The sequence below is a fragment of the Sinorhizobium glycinis genome, from assembly GCF_001651865.1.
Classification (GTDB): Bacteria; Pseudomonadota; Alphaproteobacteria; order Rhizobiales; family Rhizobiaceae; genus Sinorhizobium; species Sinorhizobium glycinis.
Window position 1 is genome coordinate 1 of sequence record NZ_LPUX01000056.1, and the last position, 25,569, is coordinate 25,569.

The following is a 25,569-nucleotide window of genomic DNA, read 5'->3' on the forward strand; positions in this document are numbered from 1 at the left end:
CACTATCGCCCACATCCGGGTCCTGACACGACGCTTGGCAAGGTACGGATATTGTTGAGACCTTTTCGAGTCAGGCTCTTAAAAGATCGCGGTATGAGTACTGCCGTCTTGAAAGTTGGTGCATGACCGTTCACAAGTCCATCAGGATGGCCCCGCCTGACGTGTGCGGCCCATATGCCCGCAACGACCCGCTCTCAGGTGGATCCCAAACCTTAGTACGACTGGAGTTTTGGCGGTGGCCTGGAACCTTTAAACGGCAGCGTCGGCCCCGTGCACCTACTTAGGAAGGTAGAATCTCATAGGCAGCGTTAGAATAGACTGTGCGAACCAGGAGCAGCGCCGATGCACTTCGACGGACGCGCGATCTTTTGCTCCAAGCTCCGTAAAGATTCACGGTAATGTGCTGAGAGTTCTGCAAATTCTCTGAGAGGGGCGGTGGCAGGCCGGTGATGTTCCCGTCACCTGATGCCCCCACGAGGAACTCAACCGACCAAGACTGAAGATCGGACTGCCGTCGCCGCCGTCCAAGACATTCTGCTTCGCGCCGCATGTCCAGCGCCATGCCCACCTCAATTTCCTGAACTTGACGCACAGAACCACATCCACCGGAAATCATAACGCCCGTTGAGGTGGCTCGCCCCAAAACTGGCAAATCCGCAGCCTGATACATGTCCAGCCCAAAGGGCGCACTCCAAGGAGGTTAAAAGTTCGGCCTTACTAACAGTTAGACATAAGGATGGTCATCAGGCTCCGAGCAGGTCGCGCGTCAGGATTGGGGAAGAGAACACGGGCGAAGGTTTCGCCCACCATCTGCATGACCCGCCGATTTCAGCACCACGCGAACCTATGTAGCCTTGCAGGGAATTCCGACCTCTTTAGCGCTTCACCCACCGAAACACGGCCGCTGCTCCTGCTGCTACCAGAAAGAGCCGGACAATTTGATGGAGGACAACATAGGGCATCTCGACGCCAAGCGACAAAGAAATGAGGCTTATCTCGGCGACATTTCCCGGCGAGTAGGCGAGCATGAGAGCGGTGAACCGGTCTCCTGTCAGGAAGGAGAGAACGCTCGCGAAGACCAGCGTCACGGACAAAACAGGATTGTAGAGCCGAAGGACAAGCCGATGACTTCCACGATCTTTCGAGGCGGCGGCATTGCGAGACGGCAGCCGATGGTTGCCCCGATGACGACTTGCGCCACGGCGCGTGCCGCAGTCGGCAACTCGAATTGCGTCAATCCCAATGCATGATGGCACTTGCAGACATGGGCCCGAGCAAATAGCGCGCTGGCAGGCGCAGCAATCTTCCGGCAACCACTCCGAGCAAAACGGCTGCGGAGAACCACACAACGTCCTTGACGCAGAAGCTCGCGAGCGGAACGAAAGCGACGCGGGTGCCATGCGGCGCGCCTCCGGCAACGCTCGGTATCAGGAACGGCAAGGAAAGTGCCACCAAGATGATCCGAGTGGTCTGGACGAGCGCGATCTTCTTCTCGTCGCCGCCGCGTTCCAGGCCGAGTGTCACCATGTCGACAACGCCTCCCGGCATTGCCGAGAAAAAGGCCGTGGGATGGTCAAATCCCGCCACACGCCGGAAATAGATGTAGCCCAATGCGCTCGCGGCCACGATGAACACCGCTAGGCCACCAACCGGCATGCTCGAACACTGCAGGCGAGAACGACGTTCCGAGCATTGCGCCAATAGCGGCGGTCATTGGCAGTCGAGCGAAGGGAGGGATAGCCACAGGCAGCCCGAACAGCGCACCCACGCCGGTGGCGATGATTGCGCCGGCGAGCCAGGCGAGCGGCATATCGAAATGCCACATAACCCAGCCGCCAAACGCTGCCAGCGCGAGAGTCAGGGAAAATGTCGCAACTGAACTGACGCACCCGGATTACGCATCATAGACCATAGGACGCCACAGCCTCGGAATGTGTGACGTTTGTGCGCGATCGAAATAGACACGCATCAATTGAATTGCCGAGCGGATTGCGGTGCGGCGCCCTTGCCGGATCGAGGCCGCGTCGTCGGGATAAGCACGCAGTGGACGTCGCCGATTTGTGCGATCGCTTGGCGTCGAGAACCATCACGCGATCTCCGCAGGCCGATTGGGACGCCGACGCCCAAGACGGTAACGCCCTTAAGCGCGCTGGTCGAAACCTCGCACGTGACAAGCGGTTCGGCGCGTGCGGTCCTTAGACTTCAGCTCCCAAGGGCGGCGCAGGATAGCTGCCTTTCCGGTCGTCATTGTGAACTCCTTCATCAGTGGGCTTGGGTCGCCACGCAGGCGCCCGCTGGACCGATTGCGCCGCCGGGACCTTGAGTACCCTTCGGCCAACAGGCGCACTGCGTCGTTAAGCTTAAGCAAGGGCAAGGGCAAGGGACGGATGCTCGAGGGCGCGTTGGCAAGAAGGCATCAAGCAGATCGGAGGCAATAGCGCTGTCGGAGGCATTCGAAACCGCAGGTCCAGCCACGCCAGTTCAAACCACTTTCGGCAAGGCTGCTCCGAACGAGCAGACCGGAAGTCTGTGTTGTATTCATGATGTTTTTCTTTGCGCTGCATCATCCACCATCTTCTTTGCCTCGACGGTGACGGGTAACTGAGTGTCCTTCGGAAGATCAGGCAATAAGAGCCGCCAGCCGTTCCTGAGCACCACAATGCCGCCCCATAGGCCTTCATTCTCAACCTGGACGATCGGCTCTTCCAGATCCTTCTTGGGAACATACGCTGATAAACCATTGCCAGTTCTGCGGATTGTTACTTTCATCGGGCTTTTCCTTCGCTCCGATCAGTGCATTCAGCAGTTGCCAGGGTTGAGACCTCGTCGAGGCTCATCAGTTCACGCGCACGCATTCCGACGACGATGCCGCGATCAATCCAATCGACGGCATAGATGTAAAACTGCTGGAGAAAGGTCCCCACATCGCGTATAAAACCCGCGTCGCCTTTCCTGACGAGGCGTTCTCCGATTTCCTTGCCCGGGTAGGTGCCGTCATTCTTGATGTGGCGTGTGGCACAGACTTTCTCACCCGGCATGAAACGTGGAGGATTATGGATTTCGACCTCCTCTTCGCGTCCAAGACCCATCGCCATTCCTTTCATTGTCGGGGCTACGCAGGGAAAACCAGGGCCTGCCGCGCGCGGAGGCCTGGCCACTGCATTCGGCGCTTAAGCCGGCACGCAGGTCTTCGGCACCGGACATACCGAGGCGCATTGCTGTAGCTCGAAAGCTCCCTTGCATTCGGTGCATTTGTCAGGATCAATCACGTACTTCTCGCCCTTGTACTCGATGGCGCTGGAAGGGCATTCGAACTCGCAGGCGCCGCACTGGGTGCATTGGGATGCGATGATTTTGTAGGCCATCATTGAACTCCTGGTTCGGTCGGGTGAGCCGCCTCAAGCGGTTAGCTGCGATCGGTCGGAACCATGCTTAGTGGCGTAAAGAGCGCTGATCGCGGCTTCGATATAATCATAGCCAAAGGCGTCCGTTGCCTGTATTCCAGCTTCCAAGAGCTGCTTTTTGGGGCAATCTCCGATCCTGGCGCAAAGCACGAAATCGATGCCTTCGAGTGCGGCGATAATGTCGCCGAGCGTGGCGTCCTCGCCCCAGCCCCCATGGCAATACGGCTCGACCTTACGGTGCCCCACGAACTTGATCCCTGTTTGCGAGGCTTCGTAAACCTGGAACTCCTTCGCATGGCCGAAATGTTCGTTGATGCGTCCTCCGCCCTTGGTCGCAACAGCCACTTGAAGCGAACCAGGGATGTTCACTGATGCGACCGTTGCGATCGCCTCCTTCTTAGCCGCTGAATGGTCATCGCGTATGCGTGCAACTACCTCCCGGTAGGCGTGTCGCTTGCCACCGTCGTAATCAAGTTCGAGCGGAATCTGGTCGAGCGTGAACTCCTGGCCACGATCAGCGCCGAGAAGGCCGACTGCATCGGCACGGCACTGTCGACAGTGACGCATCAGCTTGGCACCGCCTTCGAGACGATCCTGAAACGCCTTCAGTTCGAGCGCATTTGGGCCGCGCTGTCCGGCCAGGCCAAACCAGGTGCCGTGGGCCGGTTCGGAAATCAGCGGCATGACGTTGTGCAGAAACGCGCCGCGCTCCTTGACCCATTTGTTGACTTCGATGAGGTGCTGGTCATTGACGCCGGGGATCATCACCGAATTGACCTTCGTGAGGATGCCGCGTTCGCTCAACATCTCAAGTCCCAACATCTGCTGCTCATGCAGGATTTTGGCAGCGGCGATGCCAGTGTAGCGGCGATGGCCATAAAAGATCCACGGGTAGATCTTCTCGCCGACTGCGGGATCGACCATGTTGATGGTGATTGTCACGTGACTGATGTTCATTTCCGCCAACTCGTCGACATGCTCCGGCAGGGCAAGTCCATTGGTGGAAATGCATAGCTTGATGTCGGGGATCTCGCTTGCGACGCGTTCGAAAGTCGCCCTTGTCTTTTTCCAGTCGTAACAAGCGTCGCCCGGACCCGCGATGCCGAGAACGGAAAGCTGCGGGACTTCGTTGGCAACCGCAATCACCTTGCGCAGCGCCTGGTCCGGTGTCAGCTTTTCCGACACGACACCAGGCCGACTTTCGTTGGCGCAATCATATTTACGATTGCAGTAATTGCATTGGATATTGCAGGCTGGCGCGACTGCGACGTGCATACGGGCGAAATAGTGGTGCGCTTCCTCTGAAAAGCAAGGGTGATCCTTGACCTTCTCCCAGGTGGCCGAATCCATGTCGGTTGGCCGTGAGGACGAACCGCAGGACGAGGATGCACAGTCACCGGATTTTGCGGCTGTCAGCAACTGCCCAGAGGATGTCGTGTTGGTCAGGCTTTCAAGCCACGTTATTGGTGCACTCATCGAACGGCTCCACTGGTGACAAAGGGTCGTTGTCGGACCTGCAAGCGCTGTGCCAACACAATAAGATGGGAATTTCAAAGGATTGGCGTTCCGTGTTCGATTTAGGCCAATGCTCCGAAGCGGGTTTTGTCGAAGTCGCGACAGGAAGCTGCCAAATTGGACAATAGACCTGCGCGCCTGAGGAAGACGGGTGGCCACGCCCATGATAAGTGGGCTCACCGAATTTAGATCTTCTTCACCTGTATACCATGCCGGCGTAAAGCATAGCCGACTTGCCGCGGTGTGAGGCCGAGGATCCGAGCTGCCTTCGCCTGAACCCAGCCGGCCTTCTCCATCGCGCTGATGAGAAGCTCGCGGTTCGTTAGATTTGGTGCCACCGTTAAGTCGCCAGGACTATTGGGGTAACCGAGACCGACCGGCGATTCGACTGGCAAACGTCTGCTCATAGTCAATCCGTTGAGCGAATGGGTGCCAAGCGGTCTATCAGCGGTTTTCCCGAGCATTGAAGAAAAGCACTGGGCATTCTGGCAGGAGAAATCCGATGGAACAATCGTCCCCGAACGCGCGAGAGTGGCGGTCCGGCGGACGCAGTTTTCAAGCTCTCGGACGTTGCCGGGAAATTTGCATCTCGACAGGATCTCGAGTGCCGCAGGCGTGAATTCGAGATTGCGATTGTTTTCCCTGTTGAACCGGTCGAGGAAAACCTTCGCAAGGCGTGGAATATCTCCATTTCGCTCCCTGAGAGGCGGCAAAAAGAGAGGCACTACATTGATGCGATAATAAAGGTCAGCCCGGAACTCCCCCTCGGCCACCGCCGTCTCCAGGTCCTTGTTGGTGGCGCATATGAGTCGGACGTCCACTTTGAGCGTTTTTGTGCCGCCAACTCGCTCAAGCTCTCCTTCCTGCAAGACGCGCAACAGTTTCGCTTGAAAGGCCGGCGAGATCTCGCCAATCTCGTCGAGCAGGAGCGTCCCGCCATCCGCCAGTTCGAAACGGCCTGCGCGCTGAGAGATGGCCCCCGTAAAGGCGCCCTTTTCATGCCCAAACAGTTCCGATTCCAGGACGCCTGCAGACAGTGCCGCGCAATTCAACTTCACGAACGGCTTTTTTCTGCGAGGTGAAAGCTCGTGGATTGCCTTTGCGAAGAATTCCTTGCCTGTGCCGCTTTCGCCCCTGAGGAGCACCGCAGAGTTGGTTTGTGCAACGACTTTGACGCTTTCAACCACTTGCCTGAGTGCGGGGCTTTCCCCGACAATCCAGTCGATTCTCGTAGGCCGTTGTCGGGTTGGTTCAGGCAGTTCCTTGTCGCCTGCACTAATCTTGCGATCGCCCTCCTCGCCGATCGGCCGACTATCGCGGCTCTCGTGGCCATCCAGCCGAACCGCTCGGGCCGCAAGGTTGGCGACCATCGACAGGAAACGCACCTCTTCCTCAAATTGTGTTCTGGTGGCTGCGCCATCCTTGGCGCGGTCGATCCATAATGTTCCAAGCGTTTCTTGATCGGCCTTCATCGGGACACCAATGAAGGTGACTAGGCCAGTGCCGCTCACGATACTCTGAAGCTCATCCTGGAACAGTTCCGACCTGCAAGTGTCCGGTACGACCAGCGGCGCACCTTTTGCGACGATTCTATCTATTGCAGCCTTCGCAGCAATGTGGCGCGCGCCTGATGATGGAGGCTCAACCCCGAACGTCGCAGTTGTCTCGGGCTCTCCTTCAGCGCCCACAACGACGATTGCGCCGCGCCGCATTGGCAAAAGTGCGGGGAGGGTGTTAATCACATTGGCAAGCTTGATCTCGAGGCTGGCTGAAGTGATCAAAACCTTCGATATCCGATAGAGACCGCTGCACCCCAAGTCCCGTTTGTGCATGGTTTTAGGGGATAATTCAGTCATACACTCATCGAGCCAATTCTTACGAGGAAACACCCTGAGCGTCGTACGAACGGCTCTTGGCTCCCTACGAGAAAATGCCGCCTTGCTGACATTATCAAGTGCTTGCGATTGCACCTGTGAGCGCCCGTCAACGTAACCATCTTGTTAGACAAAAGTGAGATGCAAGTCATCCGAATTTAAAGAGCACACCGAATCCACCTCGCGGATAGCTCCAATCAATGTCACCGCTCTCTTCGCACAGCACTCTACATGTCCCGCATTCCATGCATCCATCCGCAGTAACCTCTACTTGGCCGTCTTCATTCACCTCGTAGCATTTCGCGGGGCAAACAACGGTCAGCGCAAGCAGGTTTGGGCTCGGAGACTGATGCTGCCGCACCTTGATGTGCGGCCGCCCCGCGTCCACCAGGTAACGGTTTTGGTAAAGCTTGTCTTCAATGCGAACGACTGAAGCTGTCATCTCAATGCTCCCCTTTAGCGCCATGCCAGTGCCAAGCGGACTGCGTCGCTGACCAGTCCCCATCGCGAACGCGCTTTAATAAGAGCGGCTGTGGTCGCTCTTTCCTTCTCGATCTTGGGTGTGCCGTCGACGCGCACGAAGTTTTGCGCCGCTTGCGACATCAACTGCGGATAAGTCGTGAAGAAATTGCGTGAATTCGTGTGGAGCAGGGCGGGCATGTCCTTGTACTTTCTGAGGTCTTTCAGAACGAAAGACTTGTCCAGCATGGCCTTGTAAAGTGAGAGATTGTCACTCGTCATCGGGTGTTTTCGGCTCTTGATTGCGGCGATCGCCTCGCCGGCGATGCGGCCCGACGTCATGGCGAGGTTCGAGCCCTCGCGGTGCACGGCGTTGTTGAGCTGCGCCGCGTCGCCAACCACGACCCAGCCATCGCCAAAGAGCTGCGGAATTGCCTTGAATCCGCCCTCCGGAATGAGGTGCGCCGCATATTCCTTAATCTCCGAGCCCGCAAGTAGCGGCCGGATTGATGGGTGGTTCTTGAATGCGTCAAGTAGCGCGTAAGGACTTTCCAGGGTCGCTGCGAAATGGGAGACAAGGCAGCCGATGCCAAGCGAGATCGATTCCTTGTTGGTGTAGAGGAATCCCAAGCCGGCCATTCCGCGCGAGATTGTCCCTGCCGCCTCAATAACACAGCCTTGATCGCCGGGAAGGCCGAAGCGTTCATTGATGACCTCTTCCGGTAGGAAATGCATTTCCTTGACAGCGAGTGCCACGGCTTCGGGTTTCGGCACCTTGCGAAATCGTGCTCTCGTGCCGAGGAGGCCGTTTACGCCTTCGGCGAGCACGACCACGTCCGCATGGATGACGCTACCCGCTCGATCGGTATGGACGCCTATCACCTTGCCGGCAGCATCGAGAGCCAGTTCCGTCACCGTCGTCTCGCACAAAACTATCGCGCCCGCCGCTCGGACTTTCCGCGAAAACCACTTGTCGAACTGGGCACGAATGATCGTGTAACGGTTTGGCGCCGGCTCATTGAAGTCGTCCGACCGGTAGTGCATTCCGGTGTGTGACGTATCGTCCGTTACCCAGAATCGCTGCTCGACCAGATGCCGCTCAAGAGGTGCATCATCCCGGAAATCGGGAATGATTGTCTCCAGCATGTTGGCGTACAAGATAGCGCCTTGGACGTTCTTGGAGCCCGGATATTCTCCGCGCTCCAACTGCAACACTTTTAGACCGCGACTTGCCATGGTGTATGCAGCCGCGTTTCCAGACATACCGGCACCGACGACGATGGCGTCGAATCTTTCCTCGGTCATAGGTTTTACCTCAGTTCACAAGTCTCAGACGATTGGCCGGCGCCAACCGTCTGGTGAAAGCTTCCGTCAACGCCGGCAGAAAGCTGACAGCATCGGTGACAACACCGACATGGGCGAAATCGAAGATGGGCGCGTGTGGATCGGTGTTGATAGCGACAATCAGGTCAGCTCCCTCGACACCGACGCGGTGCTGGACCGCGCCTGATATTCCAGCCGCTATATAGAGCTTCGGGCGGATCGTTTTTCCAGTTTGGCCGATCTGCCGATCAGCTGGCATCCAGCCCTTTTGGACGAGCGGCCTGGAACAGCCGTAGTCACCGCCGATCGTCAGCGCGAGGTCTTTGATAAGCAGCAGGTTCTCTGCATTGCTGAGGCCCAGCCCGCCGGCAACCACCACATCCGCATAGGCGAGATTGGCGTTGCCCGATCGGTCGTCGGAAAGGAAACCGACGACCTTCGTGACGATATCTTCCTCCAACATCCGCCAATCGTGCCTGATTACCCGCCCGATCGGCTTGTTTGACCGCTGTGGCATGCGCATGACCCTTGGCCGCACAGTTGCCATTTGGGGCCGGCAATTGAGCGTATAAATCGTGCAAAGCAACGAGCCACCGAACGTGGGCCGGGTAGCTGCAAGCGAACCGTCCTCGTCGACATCAAGTCCGGTGCAGTCGGCTGTAAGCCCCGTCAGCAGTGTGGTCGCGACGGAACCGGCGAGGTCGCGACCCAGCGTCGTCGCACCGAGAAGCAGAATCTCTGGCTTATGGGTAATGACCAGATCTGTCAGTGCATTGGCGAAAGGCTCGTTTCTATAATCCGTGAGCAGCGGCTCCTCGACGAGATACACCAGATCCGCACCATAGGCGAAGGCCTCAGCAGCGGCGTGCAAGGTAGAATCCCCCGGAGGCCCGAGAATAATACCTGCGAGCTGAACCCCCAGTTGGTCGGCAAGTCTGCGGCCTTCGCCGAGAAGTTCGAACGAGACCGGGTGGACATGGCCGCGTTCCAGCTCCATGAAAACCCAGACGTGCCGGTAGTCTCTGAATTGCTCAGGCAGGTCCTTTTTCATGCTGGCACGGGCTTGGGCCGGTGGTGGTGCTTTACTTTTTCGAGTTCCCATAATCTGCTCCTATCTGCTCACGCTACGAGTGGAGGAGAGCTCGTGCTCCAGTGCCGGCTGATGGGCGAAGATTGAAGTGACCAGCTCGTTAGCTACGTCCTGCACTGCCTTCTCGACGGTGTCGATCTGCACCGCTTTTTGCTCGCGCGGGGTAGGGGCAAAGACCCGCTTGACGACCGTCGGCGAACCGCGCAGCCCGCATTTTGTGATGTCTTCAATGCCAGCCTCCACCGCATTCCACTTGACGATTTCGCTGCGTGCGGCCCGCAAGGCATCATCAAGTGAGCCGCGGCGAATGGCATTCGATCCTTCCAGCATGGTGATCAGGCAAGGCAATTCGCTCTTCAGGACGTGCGTGCCGCCTTCCGAGCGACGCTCGACCGTAATCGCGCGCGTGCGGAGATCAATGGAAGTGACCTTTGCGACATAGGTCAACTGCACGAGGTCGAGGCGCTTGGCTATTCCGGGGCCGACCTGGGCGGTATCGCCGTCGATCGTCTGCTTACCTGTGAAGACGATATCAGGCGATCCAAAGCTATTGCCAATCTTCGCGATTGCCTGAGAAAGAGCAAATGAAGTCGCCAGCGTGTCGGAGCCGGCAAAGTGCCGGTCGGTCAGAAGTATCGCGCGGTCTGCGCCATAAGTGAGCGCCTTGCGTAAAGATTCCTCGGCCATGGGCGGGCCCATGGTGAGCACCGTGACCTCGCCGCCATGGTGGTCACGCACTTGGAGTGCCTGTTCGAGGGCAAACAGGTCGTAAGGGTTGATGATAGTCGGCACGCCTTGGCGCATGATCGTGTTCGTCACCGGATGGACGCGTATCTGCGCCGAATCCGGGACTTGCTTGATACAGACTACGATGTGCATGAGGTCTCTCTGGCTCCGATCGCATGTAAGATGACGTCTTTCGCCTCCCTTCCAAGCACCAACCATGCCAACCAACTGTGGTTCAAGAAGCCCATGAAATCTAAGGAGCTTTTTCGGCACACAGGACGGCGGCCTGCGTGATAGCGTTGTCGGCTTCATGACATCGAATCGTCGCAACCGCTCCGTACGTGTCGTTTCCCGATGATTTTAGGCCGAGTCCCAATGACAAATGTGCGGTTAGGCGCACTGCTTTGGTCCGCTTGCGCTCCTCTAGCATCCTAAAGATCCGACGTGATAACGGCGAAGTGGTTGCAAACTCCCGCTTTATGTAAAGTGCCCCGAAGCTCTTCGGCCCCTGGAACTTGTGCGCGGAAAGCGACAGCATGAAGTGTGTTGCTGATCCCTCTCGTGGATGACCTAGCATTCTCGTTCCCCTCTGTTGATGCGATCAGCCGAAAGACTTCCCGCAGGCGCAGTTCTCTCGCGCGTTGGGGTTCTCAAAGATGAATCCGGGGGAATCGACACCCGTGGTGAAGTCCACAGTCATGCCGCTGACATGAGGTTGAGAAGCTGAGTCTACGTACACCTTGACCCCACCCGCCTCAATGACAGCGTCGCCGTCGCGCGACTCGCGGTCCAAGCCCAGGTGGTATTTAAAACCCGAGCAGCCGCCCGCTTCCACTTTGATGCGTAGCCCATCCGCCGGCTCGCAAGTCTGTGAAAGCGCGAACTTTATTGCGGCAATCGCACTGTCGGTGAGCGTTATCATGGGTTCGTTTCTCCTGGTTTCGAGTCGCTTGCGAACGATGCACCTAGTGTGCCAACCAGAAACCATCACGAAAACAACACGTTGTTCAAACACAGCCATGTCGTTTGTACGACACAGTCGTAGTTACGACATTTGGGTGTTAAACCGAGTTCGTGTGAGGCTCTCCGCGACGCGCCGAGCATCGACGTTTATCCTCGGCAGGGGCTGCTGAGACTCCGGCGCGGAGATTGGATACCCGGTCGATTGAAGGAAACTAAACCCTCAGCGGGAATGTGCCGTACCGTCCCGTGCCGCAGCATGAACTGCTCCGGCGCAATTCCTTCATGTCGGTGTACATAGGCCAAATGCTCCTCTTGCGAACGCGAGTTCGATCACGACATCAATTGTGATGACAGACTTGCTCATGGGAACTCGCCTTTAACTTCGGTTCCGTGCCCGAAAAGCGGCATAGCAGGAAGCAGTATCTCGGTGAAATCGATTATCTCGATGGCACGCATTAGCTCAATGGATCGAGGGATCGTCCGCGAGCAGACCGGCAAGTCACCTTGAGCGGCGATTTTCCTGCTGCGCGGGGTTCATGAAATTGCGCTGAGGGCTGCTCAGTGGGTAGCTGCGGCGCTCACTGTCAGCACCGGCTCCGCAACATCAGACTGGATAGCTCACATGGCAAAAATCAAAATTTAATCGGGACACGACCGAGACGTGCGGTATCGAAAGTCCTCAGCGTTTCAAGAATGTTCTGCGGAGAAGATGCCGAATAAGGATCGGACTCGCAGTTGTCCGAGAAACCTTCTTCTTCGAACCATTGCTCCACCACGCTATCATTGACCACGGCAGCGTAGCGCCACGAGCGCATTCCGAAGCCGAGATTGTCCTTTGCAACCAGCATGCCCATCTTGCGAGTGAATTCGCCCGAACCATCCGGGATAAGCCTGACCTTCTCTAAGCCCAACGCCTTGCCCCATGCGTTCATGACGAAGGCGTCATTAACTGACAGGCAGTAGACCGCTTCGATTCCTACCTTCCGGAATTCGTCGTAAAGTCTCTCAAAGTCAGGCAATTGCTGAGTTGAGCAGGTCGGGGTGAACGCACCGGGAAGCGAAAACAGAACGACGCGCTTGCCACTGAAGTAATCCTCGGTTGTTCTGACTTCCCATCGGTATGGGTTTGGCCCTCCTATTGTCTCGTCGCGAACACGCGTGCGAAAGGCAACGAAAGGGATTCTTTTTTTCACAGGCATTGAGCATCGCTCCTTCGAAAAAAGAACTGAGCATTCGCCGCCTCTGGACCCTCTGGCGAAGCACCGTTACTTGAATAATCAGCTCGTCGGCCAACGAACAGACAGCAAGCGGCGTGCCACTTTAGATCCAAGCTCAAACAGCACTGCTTCGGTACGGGCATGGCAATCTTGTGCGCGGACTGGCTATTGGCGTAAACTGGACGCGCACACACCTTCTCGTGGCTCAACCCGTCTGCGACAAGCTGCGGCGGCCGCGCGTATCAACGTGCCGCCTGCAAAGTTCATTTTAACAGGAACTTGCCGAATCGACCGTTCCGCGTTTCCGGTTAAGAAACTCGACCCGTGCTCTTGTCAGAGGGCCGACATCATGTCGCCTTTGTCGCCCTTCCGACACGGCCGCATTTCCCCCTGCTTCCTACAGACCTCCGTTCAGCCTTTGAATGGAACGCACGAACTTAACCCTTCGGCTCAGTAGACTGGATTGGCACGAATTTTGAAACGCCCCCGGGGGGCACAATTGCCGTGCAGGCATCTCTGGGGCGCCCTCGTGTGGAACGAAAGCAGGGAAGGATGGGAACATGTCAAATCTAGCTGAGGTCCGCGCTTTGTCGAAAGGGAGAGTAACACTCGGAATCAGAATGACCGATCGGCCCGGTTGGCGACAGTTATCCGAATTGCTGGACCTCGAACCATGGCCGCCTACGGACCTCGAAATGGATTTCGACCAGTACGTGCTTGCATGTGTCCTTTCGCGTGCACTCGAGGAAATCGATGCCGGCGAGGCAACGGCAACAGAGGCAACTGGTCTTTCGCAAGTAGAGCTGCGGGACATCCTGAACCGCAGTTTTCCCGCCCCAACTATTCATGTTTTTCGCTTGGAAGAGGTAAGAGATTCGGAGCCCGGCCCCGAGGAGGAACTTCTGCGCGGTCTGCTGCTCGCGCATGCTCGAGCGGGCGATTCGGCGAGCGTGCTTTTCGCCAAAATCATAGCCCGGCGTGCCTTGCGCCACGACCATCTCTGGAGGGAGCTTGGTCTTTTTGATCGAGTCGAACTCAGCCGATTGCTCGCCAGCCATTTCCCAACGCTTGCAGCCGGCAATACCCAAAACATGCGGTGGAAGAAGTACTTTTATCGCAAGCTGTGTGAGGCCGAGGGCTATTCGCTGTGCACGGCGCCTTCTTGCCCGCAATGCAAGGAATTGGAGAGCTGCTTTGGCCCTGAGGAAGGCGAAAGTGCTTCACCGGTCGGGAAAGTTGGCGGAGAGGCTGAGCTTAAGCGCCGCCTAGGCCGGCTATAGACGGCTGGGAGGCCTTTTCGTCATCTCTGCATGCGCGGATTACGAGTGCGCATGCACCAAGTGGAGGAAATCATCTTGATCGTAGAAAACGTGGCGGTGGTCCGCGGCAAGACACCCCCTTATAGACATCTATACGTCCAGGTCCTCGCGGCGATCGCCGTGGGCATCCTGCTCGGGTATTTCTATCCGGATGTCGGCTCCAAGATGAAGCCGCTCGGCGACGCCTTCATCATGCTCGTCAAGATGATCATCGCGCCGGTGATTTTTCTGACGGTCGCGACCGGCATTGCCGGCATGACCGATCTCGCCAAGGTCGGCCGCGTCGCCGGCAAGGCGATGATCTACTTCCTGACCTTTTCCACCCTCGCGCTCATTCTCGGCCTCATCGTCGCGAATATCGTCCAGCCGGGTGCGGGCATGCATATCGATCCGGCCTCGCTCGATATGAAGGTGATCACGAGCTATGCCGAGAAGGCGCATGAGCAGTCGGTCACCAGCTTTCTCATGAACATCATCCCGACGACGCTGGTCGGTGCTTTCGCCGAGGGCAACATCCTCCAGGTACTGTTCACCTCGGTCCTCTTCGGCATTTCGCTCGCGATGGTCGGCAAGAAGGCCGAGGCCGTCGTCGATTTCCTGCACGCGCTGACGTTGCCGATCTTCCGGCTGGTGGCGATCCTGATGAAGGCCGCCCCGATCGGCGCCTTCGGTGCTATGGCGTTCACCATCGGCAAGTACGGCGTGGCATCCATTGCCAATCTCGCGATGCTGATCGGCACCTTCTATCTCACCTCGTTCCTGTTCGTCTTCATGGTGCTCGGCGCGGTCGCACGCTACAACGGCTTCTCGATCGTGGCGCTCATCCGCTACATCAAGGAAGAACTGCTGCTCGTGCTCGGGACGTCCTCCTCGGAAGCAGCGCTGCCGGGGCTGATGAGCAAGATGGAGAAGGCAGGCTGCAAGCGCTCGGTTGTCGGCCTAGTCATTCCGACCGGCTACTCATTCAACCTCGACGGCACCAACATCTACATGACGCTCGCGGCGCTCTTCATCGCCCAGGCGACCGATACGCCGCTCTCCTACGGCGATCAGATCCTGCTGCTCCTCATCGCCATGCTGAGTTCGAAGGGGGCAGCTGGCATTACCGGCGCTGGCTTCATCACGCTTGCCGCAACCCTCTCCGCGGTTCCCTCCGTGCCGGTCGCCGGCATGGCGCTGATCCTCGGCATCGACCGCTTCATGTCCGAGTGCCGGGCGCTCACCAACATAATCGGCAATGCGGTCGCAACGATTGTGGTGGCGAAGTGGGAAGGCGAGCTTGCCCCGGCGCAGCTTGCAACCACCCTTGCAGGCAAGGCGCCGGTCGAGACCATGTCGGGTTTGTCAAGTCAGCGGAGTGACACTGTTGAACTCGGACAAAAAGTGCTGTTTGTTGCAACCAACTCCGCAGATCGTGCTCTTGCCGGTCGCCCAGGGGGGCGCGATTCCCGTCGAATTGCTCCCGATCATTCCGCTCAGGTCTTCGGCGGTCCGCTAAGCTTATGAGTGACTTAAGGAGAAAGCGAGTGAAGACCAACCCCATTCCAGATCATGTTCCGCCCGCACTGGTGCGGGACTTCAGTCTTTTCACGTCGCCTGGCATGGCGCCGACGCCTAACGGGGATCCGCACGCCGCCGTGGCTTGCGTTCATGATAATGGCCCGCCGATCTTTTACTCTCCTTCCAACACGCGCGATGGACGAGGTACCTGGGTCATAACACGGGCGAGAGACCAGCGCCGGGTCCTTGAGGATACAGAGACCTTTTCCAGCCATCGCAGCATCTTCGCCTCGGCACTTGGCGAAAACTGGCCGGTCATCCCCCTCGAATTGGACCCCCCGGCCCATGGAGTGTTTCGTGCACTGCTAAACCCTCTGTTCTCATCCAGGCGGGTGTTGGCGCTGGAGCCGACTATCCATGCCAGAGCAGGCGCGCTGATCGACTGCATTGCGAAAGAGAAGACCAGCTGTGACGTGATGAAGGATTTCGCCTTGCCCTTTACGGTCAGCGTTTTCCTCAGCTTTCTGGGACTTTCCCAGAGGCGATCCGAAGTACTTGTCGGCTGGGTAAGCGATTTGCTCCACGGCAATGCAGAAAAGCGAACGGCAGCAGCCCGCTCGGTCGTGGCCTTTATTGACGAAATGGCAGCGATGCGCCGCAAGTCGCCAGCCGTCGATTTCATGACCTTCGCCCTGCAGGCGAAAATCGAGGGCCGCTCTTTAACAGAAGAGGAAGTCCGCGGCATCGGTGTGCTTTTCTTGGTCGCGGGGCTCGACACGGTTGCCGCCGCCATTGGCTTTGACATGGCCTATCTTGCACGCAATCCAAAGCACCAGGAGTTGTTGCGAAACGAACCGGATCGGCTCGGGCTCGCCGCTGAGGAACTGCTGCGCGCCTATTCAACCGTTCAGATAATCCGCGTGGCCACGAAGGACACCGAGTTCGAAGGCGTGCCTATCCGTGAGGGTGATTATGTTTCCTGTCCCGCGATGATTGCTAATCGAGATCCGTCTGAATTTAAGTGCCCCAACACTATCGATCTGGCACGACAGGATAATCAGCACACCGCCTTTGGCTATGGACCACACCTTTGCCACGGAGCGCATCTCGCACGGCGAGAAATCGTCATTGGCCTACGTGAATGGTTAGCGCGCATCCCAGCTTTCCGCATCAAGGAAGGTACGGCGCCGATAACTCATGGCGGCCATGTATTCGGGATCAGTAATATCATCCTAACTTGGGCCTGATTGGACGGGCGAGGCGGTAGCAATGAAGCGCCGATCGCTCCCAAGTCTTCATCGCTTACCGCATCTCACCGCACCATGATGAATGAAGAAAGCATAACCAATCTATTCGACCGAGAAGCAATCCGCGACTGTCTCCATCGCTACTGTCGAGGAATCGACCGGGCAGACGAGGCTGCACTGCGCAGCTGTTATTGGCCCGATGCACGCGACAATCACGGAAGCTACTCCGGCTCTGCCGCAGGGTTTATTCAGCATGCACTCAACGTCTTCAAAACTAAGCCGCGCAACATCCACCAGCTTGCGAACATAATCATTGAGTTCCTGGGCGCGACAGAGGCCGCCGTCGAGAGTTATTTCACCGCGCTGCAGCGCGGTCCCGACGCAACAGGCGAGATAAAGCAGGTGCTCTTGTGCGGACGCTACTGTGATCTGTTTCAGAAAAGGGAAGGGGAGTGGCGCATCGTCGAACGGACGGTAGTCTATGATTGGGTTGAGAAACAGAGACCACCGAAGTCCTCGGAAGCAGAGCGGTTCGGTCCTCGCCAACCGATTGGGGCACCGCATCCGAATGATCCCGTTTACGAACTTTCGAAGCGGCGAGTTGCTGCGAAAAATCATCCAAAGGACCTGATCGGCAGTGGAGAAGAATAACCATGATACGACTGCGCTACCCTCCGATTCCTCGAGGCCGAGCCCGTGGAGCACAGAGACGCATGGACGATCGCCAGGTTCAGCCAGGGCGGGTCATCGTCGTCACAGGTGCCGCAGGGGGTATCGGCCGCGCGCTCGTCGATATTTTTGCCGCGAATGGAGATGTCGTTGTCGCGGTGGACCTCCCGGACAGCGGCGTAATCGAACTTGGCCAAAATCTCGGAGAGCCCCATCTTGGCCTCGAGGTTGACGTGTCGCGAGAGGACGATGTCGTCGCATTGCGTGCCCTTCTGGAAAAACGATTCTCGCGGATTGAAGTGCTCGTCAATAATGCGGGGATTGGGCCGACCATGGCTGCGACCGCCGATACTGCTCTCGAAGATTTTCAAGGCGCTCTAGCGATAAACCTTGTCGGGGCTTATTCGATGGCGTGCGAAGCCGCGAAGCTGATGAAACCTGGCGCCGCCATCGTCAATGTCGCTTCGCTGGCTGGGCTGCTCGGCAATCCGAAGCGCAGTGCCTACGCCGCTTCGAAAGCTGGTCTGATCTCAATCACGAAATCGCTGGCGTGCCGATGGGCATCGCGCGGCATCCGTGTGACAGCGGTAGCGCCCGGTCACGTGCGCACGCCTATGGTTGCCGAATTGGAACGCGCTGGCAAGCTCGACGTCAGCGCGATAAGGCGCCGCGTACCGTTGGGCCGAATAGCGCGCCCCGACGAAATCGCGCGGGCCGTGCGCTTTTTGGCGAGCGCACAGGCGAGCTACATAACCGGGTCGACGCTTGTGGTCGATGGGGGCTGGATGTCAGTCAACCAACCGGGTGGTGCCCATCAGGCTCAGGATAGGACGCCCGGAGCAGAATTCATGCGGCCGGTCGAGGACACCGATGCGCGAACAGTGATCGTCATGGGCGGCGCTACAGGCGTAGGCGCGGCCATCGCTCGGCGCTTTGCCGAAAACGGCGACACGGTTGTGATCGCCGACGGAGACGGTGAAGAAGCGGTAAAGCTCGCCGGCTTGCTCGGCGACAAGCACCTGTCAAGGCGCGTGGACAGGACCGTCGAAACCGAGGTAGTCTCGCTCTTCGAAGAATTGCGGGAGCGCTTCGGCCACCTCGACGTCTTCGTCAACGGCATGAATGAGATACTCGTCCCCAATATCGAGGAGTCGCCGGAAGTCCTCAAACGCATACTGGATGTCAATCTTACTGGCGCCTTCACCTGCGTTCGCGAGGCCGCCATATCGATGCGCTCTGGCAGCGTAATCCTGAATCTCGGGTCAAGTTTAAGCCTTTCACCGCTCGCGCCAAGTCACGCCTATGGAGCATACAATGCTGGCATAGACATGCTGACCCGCTGCATGGCGGCCGAACTCGGGCCATTGGGCATCCGCACAGCCACAGTCGCTCCAGGTTACATCCGCACATGTGCCGCCAACCGGCTGGCAGCGGTCGCCGGCATGGATTCGGCTTCGCTCCGACAGCGAATTCCTTTGGGCAGGGTCGGGGACGCAGAAGAAGTCGCCGAGGCTGCCTACTTTCTGGCCTCGTTTGATGCCTCCTACATCAACGGCTCGATCCTGCACGTGGACGGAGGCTTGATCTCGTCCAGAGAAGCGGGGTGGGGCAGCGAAGTCGATGGAGCAATTTCGACGGAGATGAGGCCGCAGCGCCGGCCGGCGGCGCGATGGCGGTTGCTCTCTCCCTGAATTGCATTTGCACGCTTTTAGCGCTTGGCGCTCTGAATGCGTTAGGGGGCCATGAGCAGGGCCATAGGGAAACCTTCTCGTCAATCGAGGCGCGACCCACGACTGCGCGATTCCAGATCCGAAAACAAGGAGACACCATGGAGTTCGCAACGTTCATTCTCGCTGCCCAGCGCGGCTATCATCAGTCTTCCGCTAGCGTCGTCCGCAACTCGATAGAGCAGGCAATTTTTTCGGAGCAGGCTGGCTTCAGCACAGCCTGGTTCGCCGAGCACCACTTCAACAACTACAGTCTCGTCCCGTCGCCATTACTGATGGTAGCCCACTGTGCCGGATTGACGAGCACCATTCGGCTCGGAACCGCAGTCTGCGTGCTGCCGCTCTACCAACCACAGCGCCTGCTGGCGGAAATCGGCTTTGTCGACGTCGTTGCCAACGGTCGACTCGAACTCGGCGTTGGCTCGGGATACCAGCAGTTCGAGTTCGACCGCTTCGGCGTCAATATAGATGAGGCGCCGGCCATCTTTTCGGAATGCCTGGACATTTTGCTGAAGGGACTAAAGCAAAGAATCTTCACCCACAGCGGTCGCTACATGCAGATACCCCCGACGGCGATTTCGGTGCGCACCCTCCAAAAGCCGACGCCACCGATCTGGATTGCTAGCGCATCCTCCAAAACTATGGCCCGAGCCTATCGTGAGGGTCACAATCTTTTCGTCACGGCTCTCCATGACGGCTTGGAAACTCTGGGCTTGCTGCGTGGCATCATTAAGACCGCCGCTGCATCCGAGGGCAAGGAGGTTCGCGACTCCAAGGTATCGCTACTGCGGTGCTGCTATGCCAGTGATGATGGAGCGGAAATCAACAGCTATATCGATAACGCCCGCTTCCAGCGCCGGCTGTCCGAGGCACTGCGACAGCGTCGGCAACAAAGTAAGGACGGCTATATGTTGGAGGAGATGCCGACGCATCAGGATCTATCGTTCGACACTATGCGCAAGAACCTGCCCATTGGCAGTATCAATCGCGTGATTGATCGCCTTCTGGAGGAGATCGATGTCTTGAAGCCGGACCAGATTGCAATTCAGACCCAGCTGGGAGATTTTGACCAAAACACGATGTTGCGCCAGATCGAGCTTTGGGGAGACAAGATAATCCCGGCAGTCCAGAAATCTCTCGGGCAGTCGCAGGCTTGAGTTTATACCGTCCTGACCTTCGGGTCAGCTCACTTCCTCAGGCGCCGTCAGAATGCCCGGCAAGTTTCAAAAGCCATCGTAAATGTCGGCACAGATTACAGCTGAACTCCTCGTGAAAGTGGCTCATGGGCGTCATGGGTCGCATACCATTCGCACGACAGACAAGCAGGCTACCGGCGGCAGTACGCATTTGAGCTCCGATAGTTCAGTCCGCGATTTTAATCGGACGAGGGCCGGAAATAGCCATCTTAAGCAAACTTGATCGGACGGCGGACACTTAGGGCTGGCAAAGCCTCCGAGAAGATGCTCCCCAAACCCGCGGCTTGTACCTGATCAGCGGCAGTGGGCTCCGAGCGCCTGATAGGCAACGCTTTCGACAATTGTTTGTGAAATTGTCGGCTCCGCGACACAGGCTTGCGTCTGGGTCGGCTACTTCTCCTAATCTAAGTNAAGGGGGCACCTCCCCATTGCGCATTCAGGGATCACATCGGCCCCAAGGTTGCTGCTCCGGTCTCTTGTGCGCACCGCAGCGTAGGTCCTTGCGCACAAGTAGTCACGTTGATCTTCATCCAGCTCCCTCAAGTCTCGAAGACCCAACCGCGCAACATACACCGGATCACGAATGGACGTCGCGTAGGCCGCGGCTCACGAAAGGCAGGGGTGATGAACTGGGGACGATGAACTGGGGACGATTTCTGGCCTCGCCTGACGCGTCCTAATGGGGACCACACCGTCAGCGCCGGCCGAATGACACGTGGCACCGCGACCTGCACGGCGCCTGATCTGCAAACGAAGCGACTATCAAGTTCGCAACATCTATCCTGGCCGCCCAGCGCGGCTGTCATGAATCGTAGGACAGTCTGCAAGCCGGCTTCAGCACAGCCTGGTTCGCCGAGCACCACTTCGACGACTACAGCGGTCCGTCGCCTTTGTCGATCGTGACCCACTGCGCCGGTTTGACTACGACCATTGGCGCGTCGGACGCTTTCGACAATTGTTTGTGAAATTGTCGGCTCCGCGACACAGGCTTGCGTCTGGGTCGGCTACTTCTCCTAATCTAAGTAGCTGTAAAAGAAAGTAAACCAGCTTCTGCTGGGCTCACCCTCCTCGACTTGGCACGGGTCTTGTAGCCACTCTTGTGCAGGCGGCTTGAAGCTGCCGCTGTATTCGTGTTGCGGGCAACCGCGATGGTTTCGAACAACGAAGGAAAGCAACATGGCAGGTCTGCGTCAAATCGCGTTTTACGGCAAGGGCGGTATCGGCAAGTCCACCACCTCGCAGAACACGCTCGCCGCCCTTGTCGACCTCGGGCAGAAGATCCTCATCGTCGGCTGCGATCCCAAGGCCGACTCCACCCGGCTCATCCTCAACGCGAAGGCGCAGGACACGGTCCTGCATCTGGCGGCCAAGGAGGGATCGGTGGAAGATCTCGAGGTCGAGGACGTGCTCAAGGTCGGCTACAAGGGCATCAAATGCGTCGAGTCCGGCGGCCCCGAACCGGGCGTCGGCTGCGCCGGCCGCGGCGTCATCACCTCGATCAACTTCCTGGAGGAAAATGGCGCCTATGACGATGTCGACTACGTCTCCTACGACGTGCTGGGCGACGTGGTGTGCGGCGGCTTCGCGATGCCGATCCGCGAGAACAAGGCGCAGGAAATCTACATCGTCATGTCCGGCGAGATGATGGCGCTCTATGCCGCCAACAACATCGCCAAGGGGATCCTCAAATACGCCCATTCGGGCGGCGTGCGGCTCGGCGGGCTGATTTGCAACGAGCGCCAGACGGACCGCGAGCTCGATCTCGCCGAGGCGCTGGCGGCCAAGCTCAATTCCAGGCTCATCCACTTCGTGCCGCGCGACAACATCGTCCAGCACGCCGAGCTCAGGAAGATGACGGTGATCCAGTATGCCCCGGAGTCGCAACAGGCTGCGGAGTATCGCGCGCTGGCCGACAAGATCCATGCCAATTCCGGCCAGGGCACCGTCCCGACCCCGATCACCATGGAGGAGCTGGAGGACATGCTGCTCGATTTCGGCGTCATGAAGACCGACGAGCAGATGCTTGCCGAACTTCAGGCCAAGGAAGCGGCGGCAGCGGCCCAGTGACCGCCGCCGCAGACGCTGCCCGGGACGGTGATCCGGTGCGACATTCCACCAATGGTGCCTCTTCTTGGAGGACACGCAAAAAAGGGGGCAGGCCCAATGAGCCTCGATTACGAGAATGACAGTGCGCTCCATCAGGAGCTGATCACGCAAGTGCTGTCGCAGTACCCACACAAGGCGGCCAAGCGTCGCCAAAAGCACCTCAGTGTCGCATCGGACCGCGAGGCGGTCGGGGAGGAGGGCGAGACCCTCTCCGAATGCGACGTGAAGTCGAACATCAAGTCGATCCCCGGGGTGATGACGATCCGCGGCTGCGCCTATGCGGGCTCGAAGGGCGTGGTCTGGGGCCCGGTCAAGGATATGGTCCACATCTCGCACGGCCCGGTTGGCTGCGGTCAGTATTCCTGGTCGCAGCGCCGCAACTATTATGTCGGCACCACCGGCGTCGACACCTTCGTGACGATGCAGTTCACCTCCGACTTTCAGGAGAAGGACATCGTCTTTGGTGGCGACAAGAAGCTGGAACAGGTCATCGACGAGATCGAGGAGCTGTTTCCCCTCAACAACGGCATCACCATCCAGTCCGAATGTCCGATCGGCCTGATTGGCGACGACATCGAAGCGGTGTCGCGCAAGAAGGCCGTCGAACACGAAACGACGATCGTGCCGGTGCGCTGCGAAGGCTTCCGCGGCGTCTCGCAGTCGCTCGGCCATCACATCGCCAACGACGCCATCCGCGACTGGGTGTTCGACAAGGCGGACGACAAGACGGACGTCGAGTTCGAAACCGGTCCCTACGATGTCAACGTCATCGGCGATTACAACATCGGCGGCGACGCCTGGGCGTCGCGCATCCTGCTCGAGGAGATCGGGCTGCGCGTCGTCGGCAACTGGTCGGGCGACGCCACGCTCGCGGAAGTGGAGCGGGCCCCCAGGGCCAAGCTCAACCTCATCCACTGCTACCGGTCGATGAACTACATCTGCCGGCACATGGAGGAAAGATACGCCATCCCCTGGATGGAATACAACTTCTTCGGCCCCTCCCAGATCGAAGCCTCTCTGCGCAAGATAGCCAGGCATTTCGGCCCGACGATCGAAGAACGGGCCGAGAGGGTCATCGCCAAGTACCGGCCGCTGGTCGACGCCGTGATCGACAAGTACTGGCCGCGCCTCCAGGGCAAGCGAGTGATGCTCTATGTCGGTGGTTTGCGCCCCCGCCACGTCATCACCGCCTATGAGGACCTCGGCATGCAGATCGTCGGCACCGGCTACGAATTCGCCCACAACGACGACTATCAGCGCACCGGCCACTACGTGAAGACGGGCACGCTGATCTATGACGACGCGACCAGTTACGAACTGGACACGTTCATCGAGCGGATCCGCCCCGATCTGGTCGGCTCCGGCATCAAGGAGAAGTATCCGGTGCAGAAGATGGGCATCCCGTTTCGCCAGATGCACTCCTGGGATTATTCCGGCCCCTATCACGGCTATGACGGCTTCGCCATCTTCGCCCGCGACATGGATCTCGCCATCAACAATCCGGTCTGGGATCTTTACGACGCGCCCTGGAAGAAAATGACCGTGCCGACGGCCGCAGTTGCAGCCGAATGATCGTCCGGTCTTGCGCGGCACGAGGACCGCGGCAAGACCGGAAACCTCTCGAACATCCCTGGCCTAAGAGGCCAGATCAAGAAGGGTCAAACACCATGCCGCAATCGGCTGAGAAGATACTCGACCATGCGCCGCTGTTTCGCGAGCCGGAATACCGGCAGATGCTCGCGGAGAAGAAGCTGAACTTCGAATGTCCGCACCCCGAACGGCTCGTCACGGACCAGCGCGAATACAGCAAGGGCTGGGAATATCGCGAGAAAAACCTCGCCCGCGAGGCGCTCGTCGTCAACCCCGCCAAGGCCTGTCAACCGTTGGGGGCGGTGTTCGCAGCCGCCGGCTTCGAGCGGACGATGTCGTTCGTCCATGGCAGTCAGGGCTGCGTGGCCTATTATCGCTCGCACTTGTCGCGCCACTTCAAGGAGCCGGCTTCGGCCGTTTCGTCCTCGATGACCGAGGATGCGGCGGTGTTCGGCGGCCTGAAGAACCTGGTCGACGGGCTCGCCAATACCTACGCGCTCTACGATCCGAAGATGATTGCCGTCTCCACCACCTGTATGGCCGAGGTCATCGGCGACGACCTGCATGGCTTCATTGAGAACGCCAAGAGCGAAGGCGCAGTCCCGCCCGAATTCGACGTGCCGTTCGCTCACACGCCCGCCTTCGTCGGCAGCCATGTCGACGGCTATGACAGCATGGTCAAGGGCATCCTGGAGCACTTCTGGAAGGGCCAGGCGCGCACGCAAGCGGCCGGCACGATCAACATCATCCCGGGCTTCGACGGCTTTTGCGTCGGCAACAACCGCGAGCTCCAGCGCCTGCTCACCCTGATGGGCGTGTCCTACACCTTCATCCAGGATGCCTCCGACCAGTTCGATACGCCGTCCGACGGCGAATACCGCATGTATGACGGGGGCACGACGATCAAGGCGCTGAGGGCGGCACTCAATGCCGAGGCGACGCTGTCGCTGCAGCACTACAACAGCCGCAAGACGCTCGAATATTGCCGGGAGGTCGGTCAGGCCACCGCCGCCTTCCATTACCCGCTCGGGATCAACGCCACCGACGCGTTCCTGATGAAGGTGTCGGCGATTTCCGGCCGGGAAATCCCCGAGACGATACGCCTGGAACGCGGCCGGCTGGTCGACGCCATGGCCGACAGCCAATCCTGGCTGCATGGCAAGACATACGCGATCTACGGCGATCCGGACTTCGTCTACGCCATGGCCCGCTTCGTCATGGAGACCGGCGGCGAGCCGCGGCATTGCCTCGCCACCAACGGCACGGCGGCCTGGCAGGCCGAGATGACCGAGCTGCTCGCCTCTTCTCCCTTCGGCAAGCAGGCAAAGGTCTGGCCGGGAAAGGATCTCTGGGCCTTGCGCTCGCTGCTCTTCACCGAGCCGGTCGACCTGCTGATCGGCAATTCCTACGGCAAGTATCTCGAGCGCGATACCGGCACGCCGCTGATCCGGCTGATGTTCCCGATCTTCGACCGCCACCACCACCACCGCTTTCCGCTCATGGGCTACCAGGGCGGCCTGCGCCTGCTGACGACGATCCTCGACACGATCTTCGACCGCCTCGATCGCGAAACGATGCAGACGGCGGTGACCGATTATTCCTATGACCTGACCCGCTAGAGCGGCGGTCGGCAAAACGCCGGCC

At 58.6% G+C, this 25,569-nt stretch carries 21 protein-coding genes and 2 pseudogenes; 10 read left to right on the plus strand and 13 right to left on the minus strand.

Features of this window, described 5'->3' with window-relative positions; genetic code table 11:
• Positions 1 to 875: 875 nt before the first annotated feature.
• From AU381_RS31210 to AU381_RS13485, 13 genes and pseudogenes are all read right to left on the minus strand, one after another.
• Positions 876 to 1,088, minus strand: coding sequence for an AbrB family transcriptional regulator (locus AU381_RS31210; RefSeq protein WP_014857666.1), 213 nt, complete (start codon positions 1,086 to 1,088; stop codon positions 876 to 878).
• A pseudogene (locus AU381_RS31215) lies at positions 1,085 to 1,825 on the minus strand (AbrB family transcriptional regulator). The gene AU381_RS31210 and the pseudogene AU381_RS31215 overlap by 4 nt, the downstream one beginning before the upstream one ends.
• A 713-nt stretch (positions 1,826 to 2,538) precedes the next feature.
• Positions 2,539 to 2,769, minus strand: a complete 231-nt coding sequence (gene nifT, locus AU381_RS13435; protein WP_014857660.1) for a putative nitrogen fixation protein NifT — start codon at positions 2,767 to 2,769, stop codon at positions 2,539 to 2,541.
• Positions 2,766 to 3,089 carry a nitrogen fixation protein NifZ gene (locus AU381_RS13440; RefSeq protein ID WP_014857659.1) on the minus strand — a complete coding sequence of 108 codons (324 nt, stop codon included), beginning with the start codon at positions 3,087 to 3,089 and terminating at the stop codon, positions 2,766 to 2,768. Before AU381_RS13440 ends, nifT begins: the two co-directional genes overlap by 4 nt.
• Positions 3,090 to 3,170: 81 nt before the next feature.
• On the minus strand, positions 3,171 to 3,365 hold the full coding sequence (locus AU381_RS13445) for a 4Fe-4S dicluster domain-containing protein (RefSeq protein ID WP_034859518.1): 195 nt from the start codon (positions 3,363 to 3,365) through the stop codon (positions 3,171 to 3,173).
• Positions 3,366 to 3,398: 33 nt separating this feature from the next.
• Positions 3,399 to 4,880, minus strand: coding sequence for a nitrogenase cofactor biosynthesis protein NifB (nifB, locus tag AU381_RS13450; protein WP_015633449.1), 1,482 nt, complete (start codon positions 4,878 to 4,880; stop codon positions 3,399 to 3,401).
• A gap of 224 nt (positions 4,881 to 5,104) precedes the next feature.
• Complete coding sequence (gene nifA, locus AU381_RS13455; RefSeq protein WP_015633448.1) at positions 5,105 to 6,775, minus strand: nif-specific transcriptional activator NifA; 1,671 nt, start codon at positions 6,773 to 6,775, stop codon at positions 5,105 to 5,107.
• 166 nt (positions 6,776 to 6,941) lie between these two features.
• A complete protein-coding gene (locus tag AU381_RS13460; protein WP_014857655.1) occupies positions 6,942 to 7,235 on the minus strand; it encodes a ferredoxin family protein in 294 nt (97 codons plus the stop codon).
• Positions 7,236 to 7,249: 14 nt separating this feature from the next.
• The gene (locus tag AU381_RS13465; RefSeq protein WP_064242292.1) at positions 7,250 to 8,557 is read right to left on the minus strand and encodes an NAD(P)-binding protein; all 1,308 of its coding nucleotides are present in this window, start codon (positions 8,555 to 8,557) and stop codon (positions 7,250 to 7,252) included.
• A gap of 10 nt (positions 8,558 to 8,567) precedes the next feature.
• A complete protein-coding gene (locus AU381_RS13470; protein WP_014857653.1) occupies positions 8,568 to 9,677 on the minus strand; it encodes an electron transfer flavoprotein subunit alpha/FixB family protein in 1,110 nt (369 codons plus the stop codon).
• 9 nt (positions 9,678 to 9,686) lie between these two features.
• Positions 9,687 to 10,544 carry an electron transfer flavoprotein subunit beta/FixA family protein gene (locus tag AU381_RS13475; RefSeq protein WP_034859514.1) on the minus strand — a complete coding sequence of 286 codons (858 nt, stop codon included), beginning with the start codon at positions 10,542 to 10,544 and terminating at the stop codon, positions 9,687 to 9,689.
• A 448-nt stretch (positions 10,545 to 10,992) separates the two neighbouring features.
• Positions 10,993 to 11,313, minus strand: coding sequence for an iron-sulfur cluster assembly accessory protein (locus tag AU381_RS13480; RefSeq protein ID WP_014857651.1), 321 nt, complete (start codon positions 11,311 to 11,313; stop codon positions 10,993 to 10,995).
• Between the two features lie 673 nt (positions 11,314 to 11,986).
• The gene (locus AU381_RS13485) at positions 11,987 to 12,553 is read right to left on the minus strand and encodes a peroxiredoxin (protein WP_014857650.1); all 567 of its coding nucleotides are present in this window, start codon (positions 12,551 to 12,553) and stop codon (positions 11,987 to 11,989) included.
• 578 nt (positions 12,554 to 13,131) lie between these two features.
• Here AU381_RS13485 and AU381_RS28535 point away from each other — a divergent pair.
• The 10 genes and pseudogenes from AU381_RS28535 (at position 13,132) to nifK (ending at position 25,544) form a co-directional block, all read left to right on the plus strand.
• Complete coding sequence (locus AU381_RS28535; protein WP_014857649.1) at positions 13,132 to 13,851, plus strand: nitrogen fixation protein NifQ; 720 nt, start codon at positions 13,132 to 13,134, stop codon at positions 13,849 to 13,851.
• Between the two features lie 51 nt (positions 13,852 to 13,902).
• Positions 13,903 to 15,396 carry a dicarboxylate/amino acid:cation symporter gene (locus AU381_RS13495; RefSeq protein ID WP_034859520.1) on the plus strand — a complete coding sequence of 498 codons (1,494 nt, stop codon included), beginning with the start codon at positions 13,903 to 13,905 and terminating at the stop codon, positions 15,394 to 15,396.
• Between the two features lie 20 nt (positions 15,397 to 15,416).
• Positions 15,417 to 16,637, plus strand: coding sequence for a cytochrome P450 (locus tag AU381_RS13500; protein ID WP_014857647.1), 1,221 nt, complete (start codon positions 15,417 to 15,419; stop codon positions 16,635 to 16,637).
• Between the two features lie 78 nt (positions 16,638 to 16,715).
• Positions 16,716 to 17,288: a nuclear transport factor 2 family protein gene (locus AU381_RS13505; RefSeq protein WP_034859521.1), complete on the plus strand. Its 573-nt coding sequence runs from the start codon at positions 16,716 to 16,718 to the stop codon at positions 17,286 to 17,288.
• 62 nt (positions 17,289 to 17,350) lie between these two features.
• The gene (locus AU381_RS13510; RefSeq protein ID WP_034859517.1) at positions 17,351 to 18,997 is read left to right on the plus strand and encodes an SDR family oxidoreductase; all 1,647 of its coding nucleotides are present in this window, start codon (positions 17,351 to 17,353) and stop codon (positions 18,995 to 18,997) included.
• Between the two features lie 137 nt (positions 18,998 to 19,134).
• Complete coding sequence (locus AU381_RS13515; protein ID WP_014857644.1) at positions 19,135 to 20,190, plus strand: LLM class flavin-dependent oxidoreductase; 1,056 nt, start codon at positions 19,135 to 19,137, stop codon at positions 20,188 to 20,190.
• 860 nt (positions 20,191 to 21,050) lie between these two features.
• Positions 21,051 to 21,161: pseudogene (locus AU381_RS31220) on the plus strand (LLM class flavin-dependent oxidoreductase); the annotation flags it as partial.
• Between the two features lie 244 nt (positions 21,162 to 21,405).
• Positions 21,406 to 22,296, plus strand: a complete 891-nt coding sequence (gene nifH, locus AU381_RS13520) for a nitrogenase iron protein (RefSeq protein ID WP_010875130.1) — start codon at positions 21,406 to 21,408, stop codon at positions 22,294 to 22,296.
• A 96-nt stretch (positions 22,297 to 22,392) separates the two neighbouring features.
• Positions 22,393 to 23,907, plus strand: coding sequence for a nitrogenase molybdenum-iron protein alpha chain (gene nifD, locus AU381_RS13525; RefSeq protein WP_014857528.1), 1,515 nt, complete (start codon positions 22,393 to 22,395; stop codon positions 23,905 to 23,907).
• 95 nt (positions 23,908 to 24,002) lie between these two features.
• On the plus strand, positions 24,003 to 25,544 hold the full coding sequence (gene nifK / locus AU381_RS13530) for a nitrogenase molybdenum-iron protein subunit beta (protein ID WP_015633414.1): 1,542 nt from the start codon (positions 24,003 to 24,005) through the stop codon (positions 25,542 to 25,544).
• Positions 25,545 to 25,569: the final 25 nt, after the last annotated feature.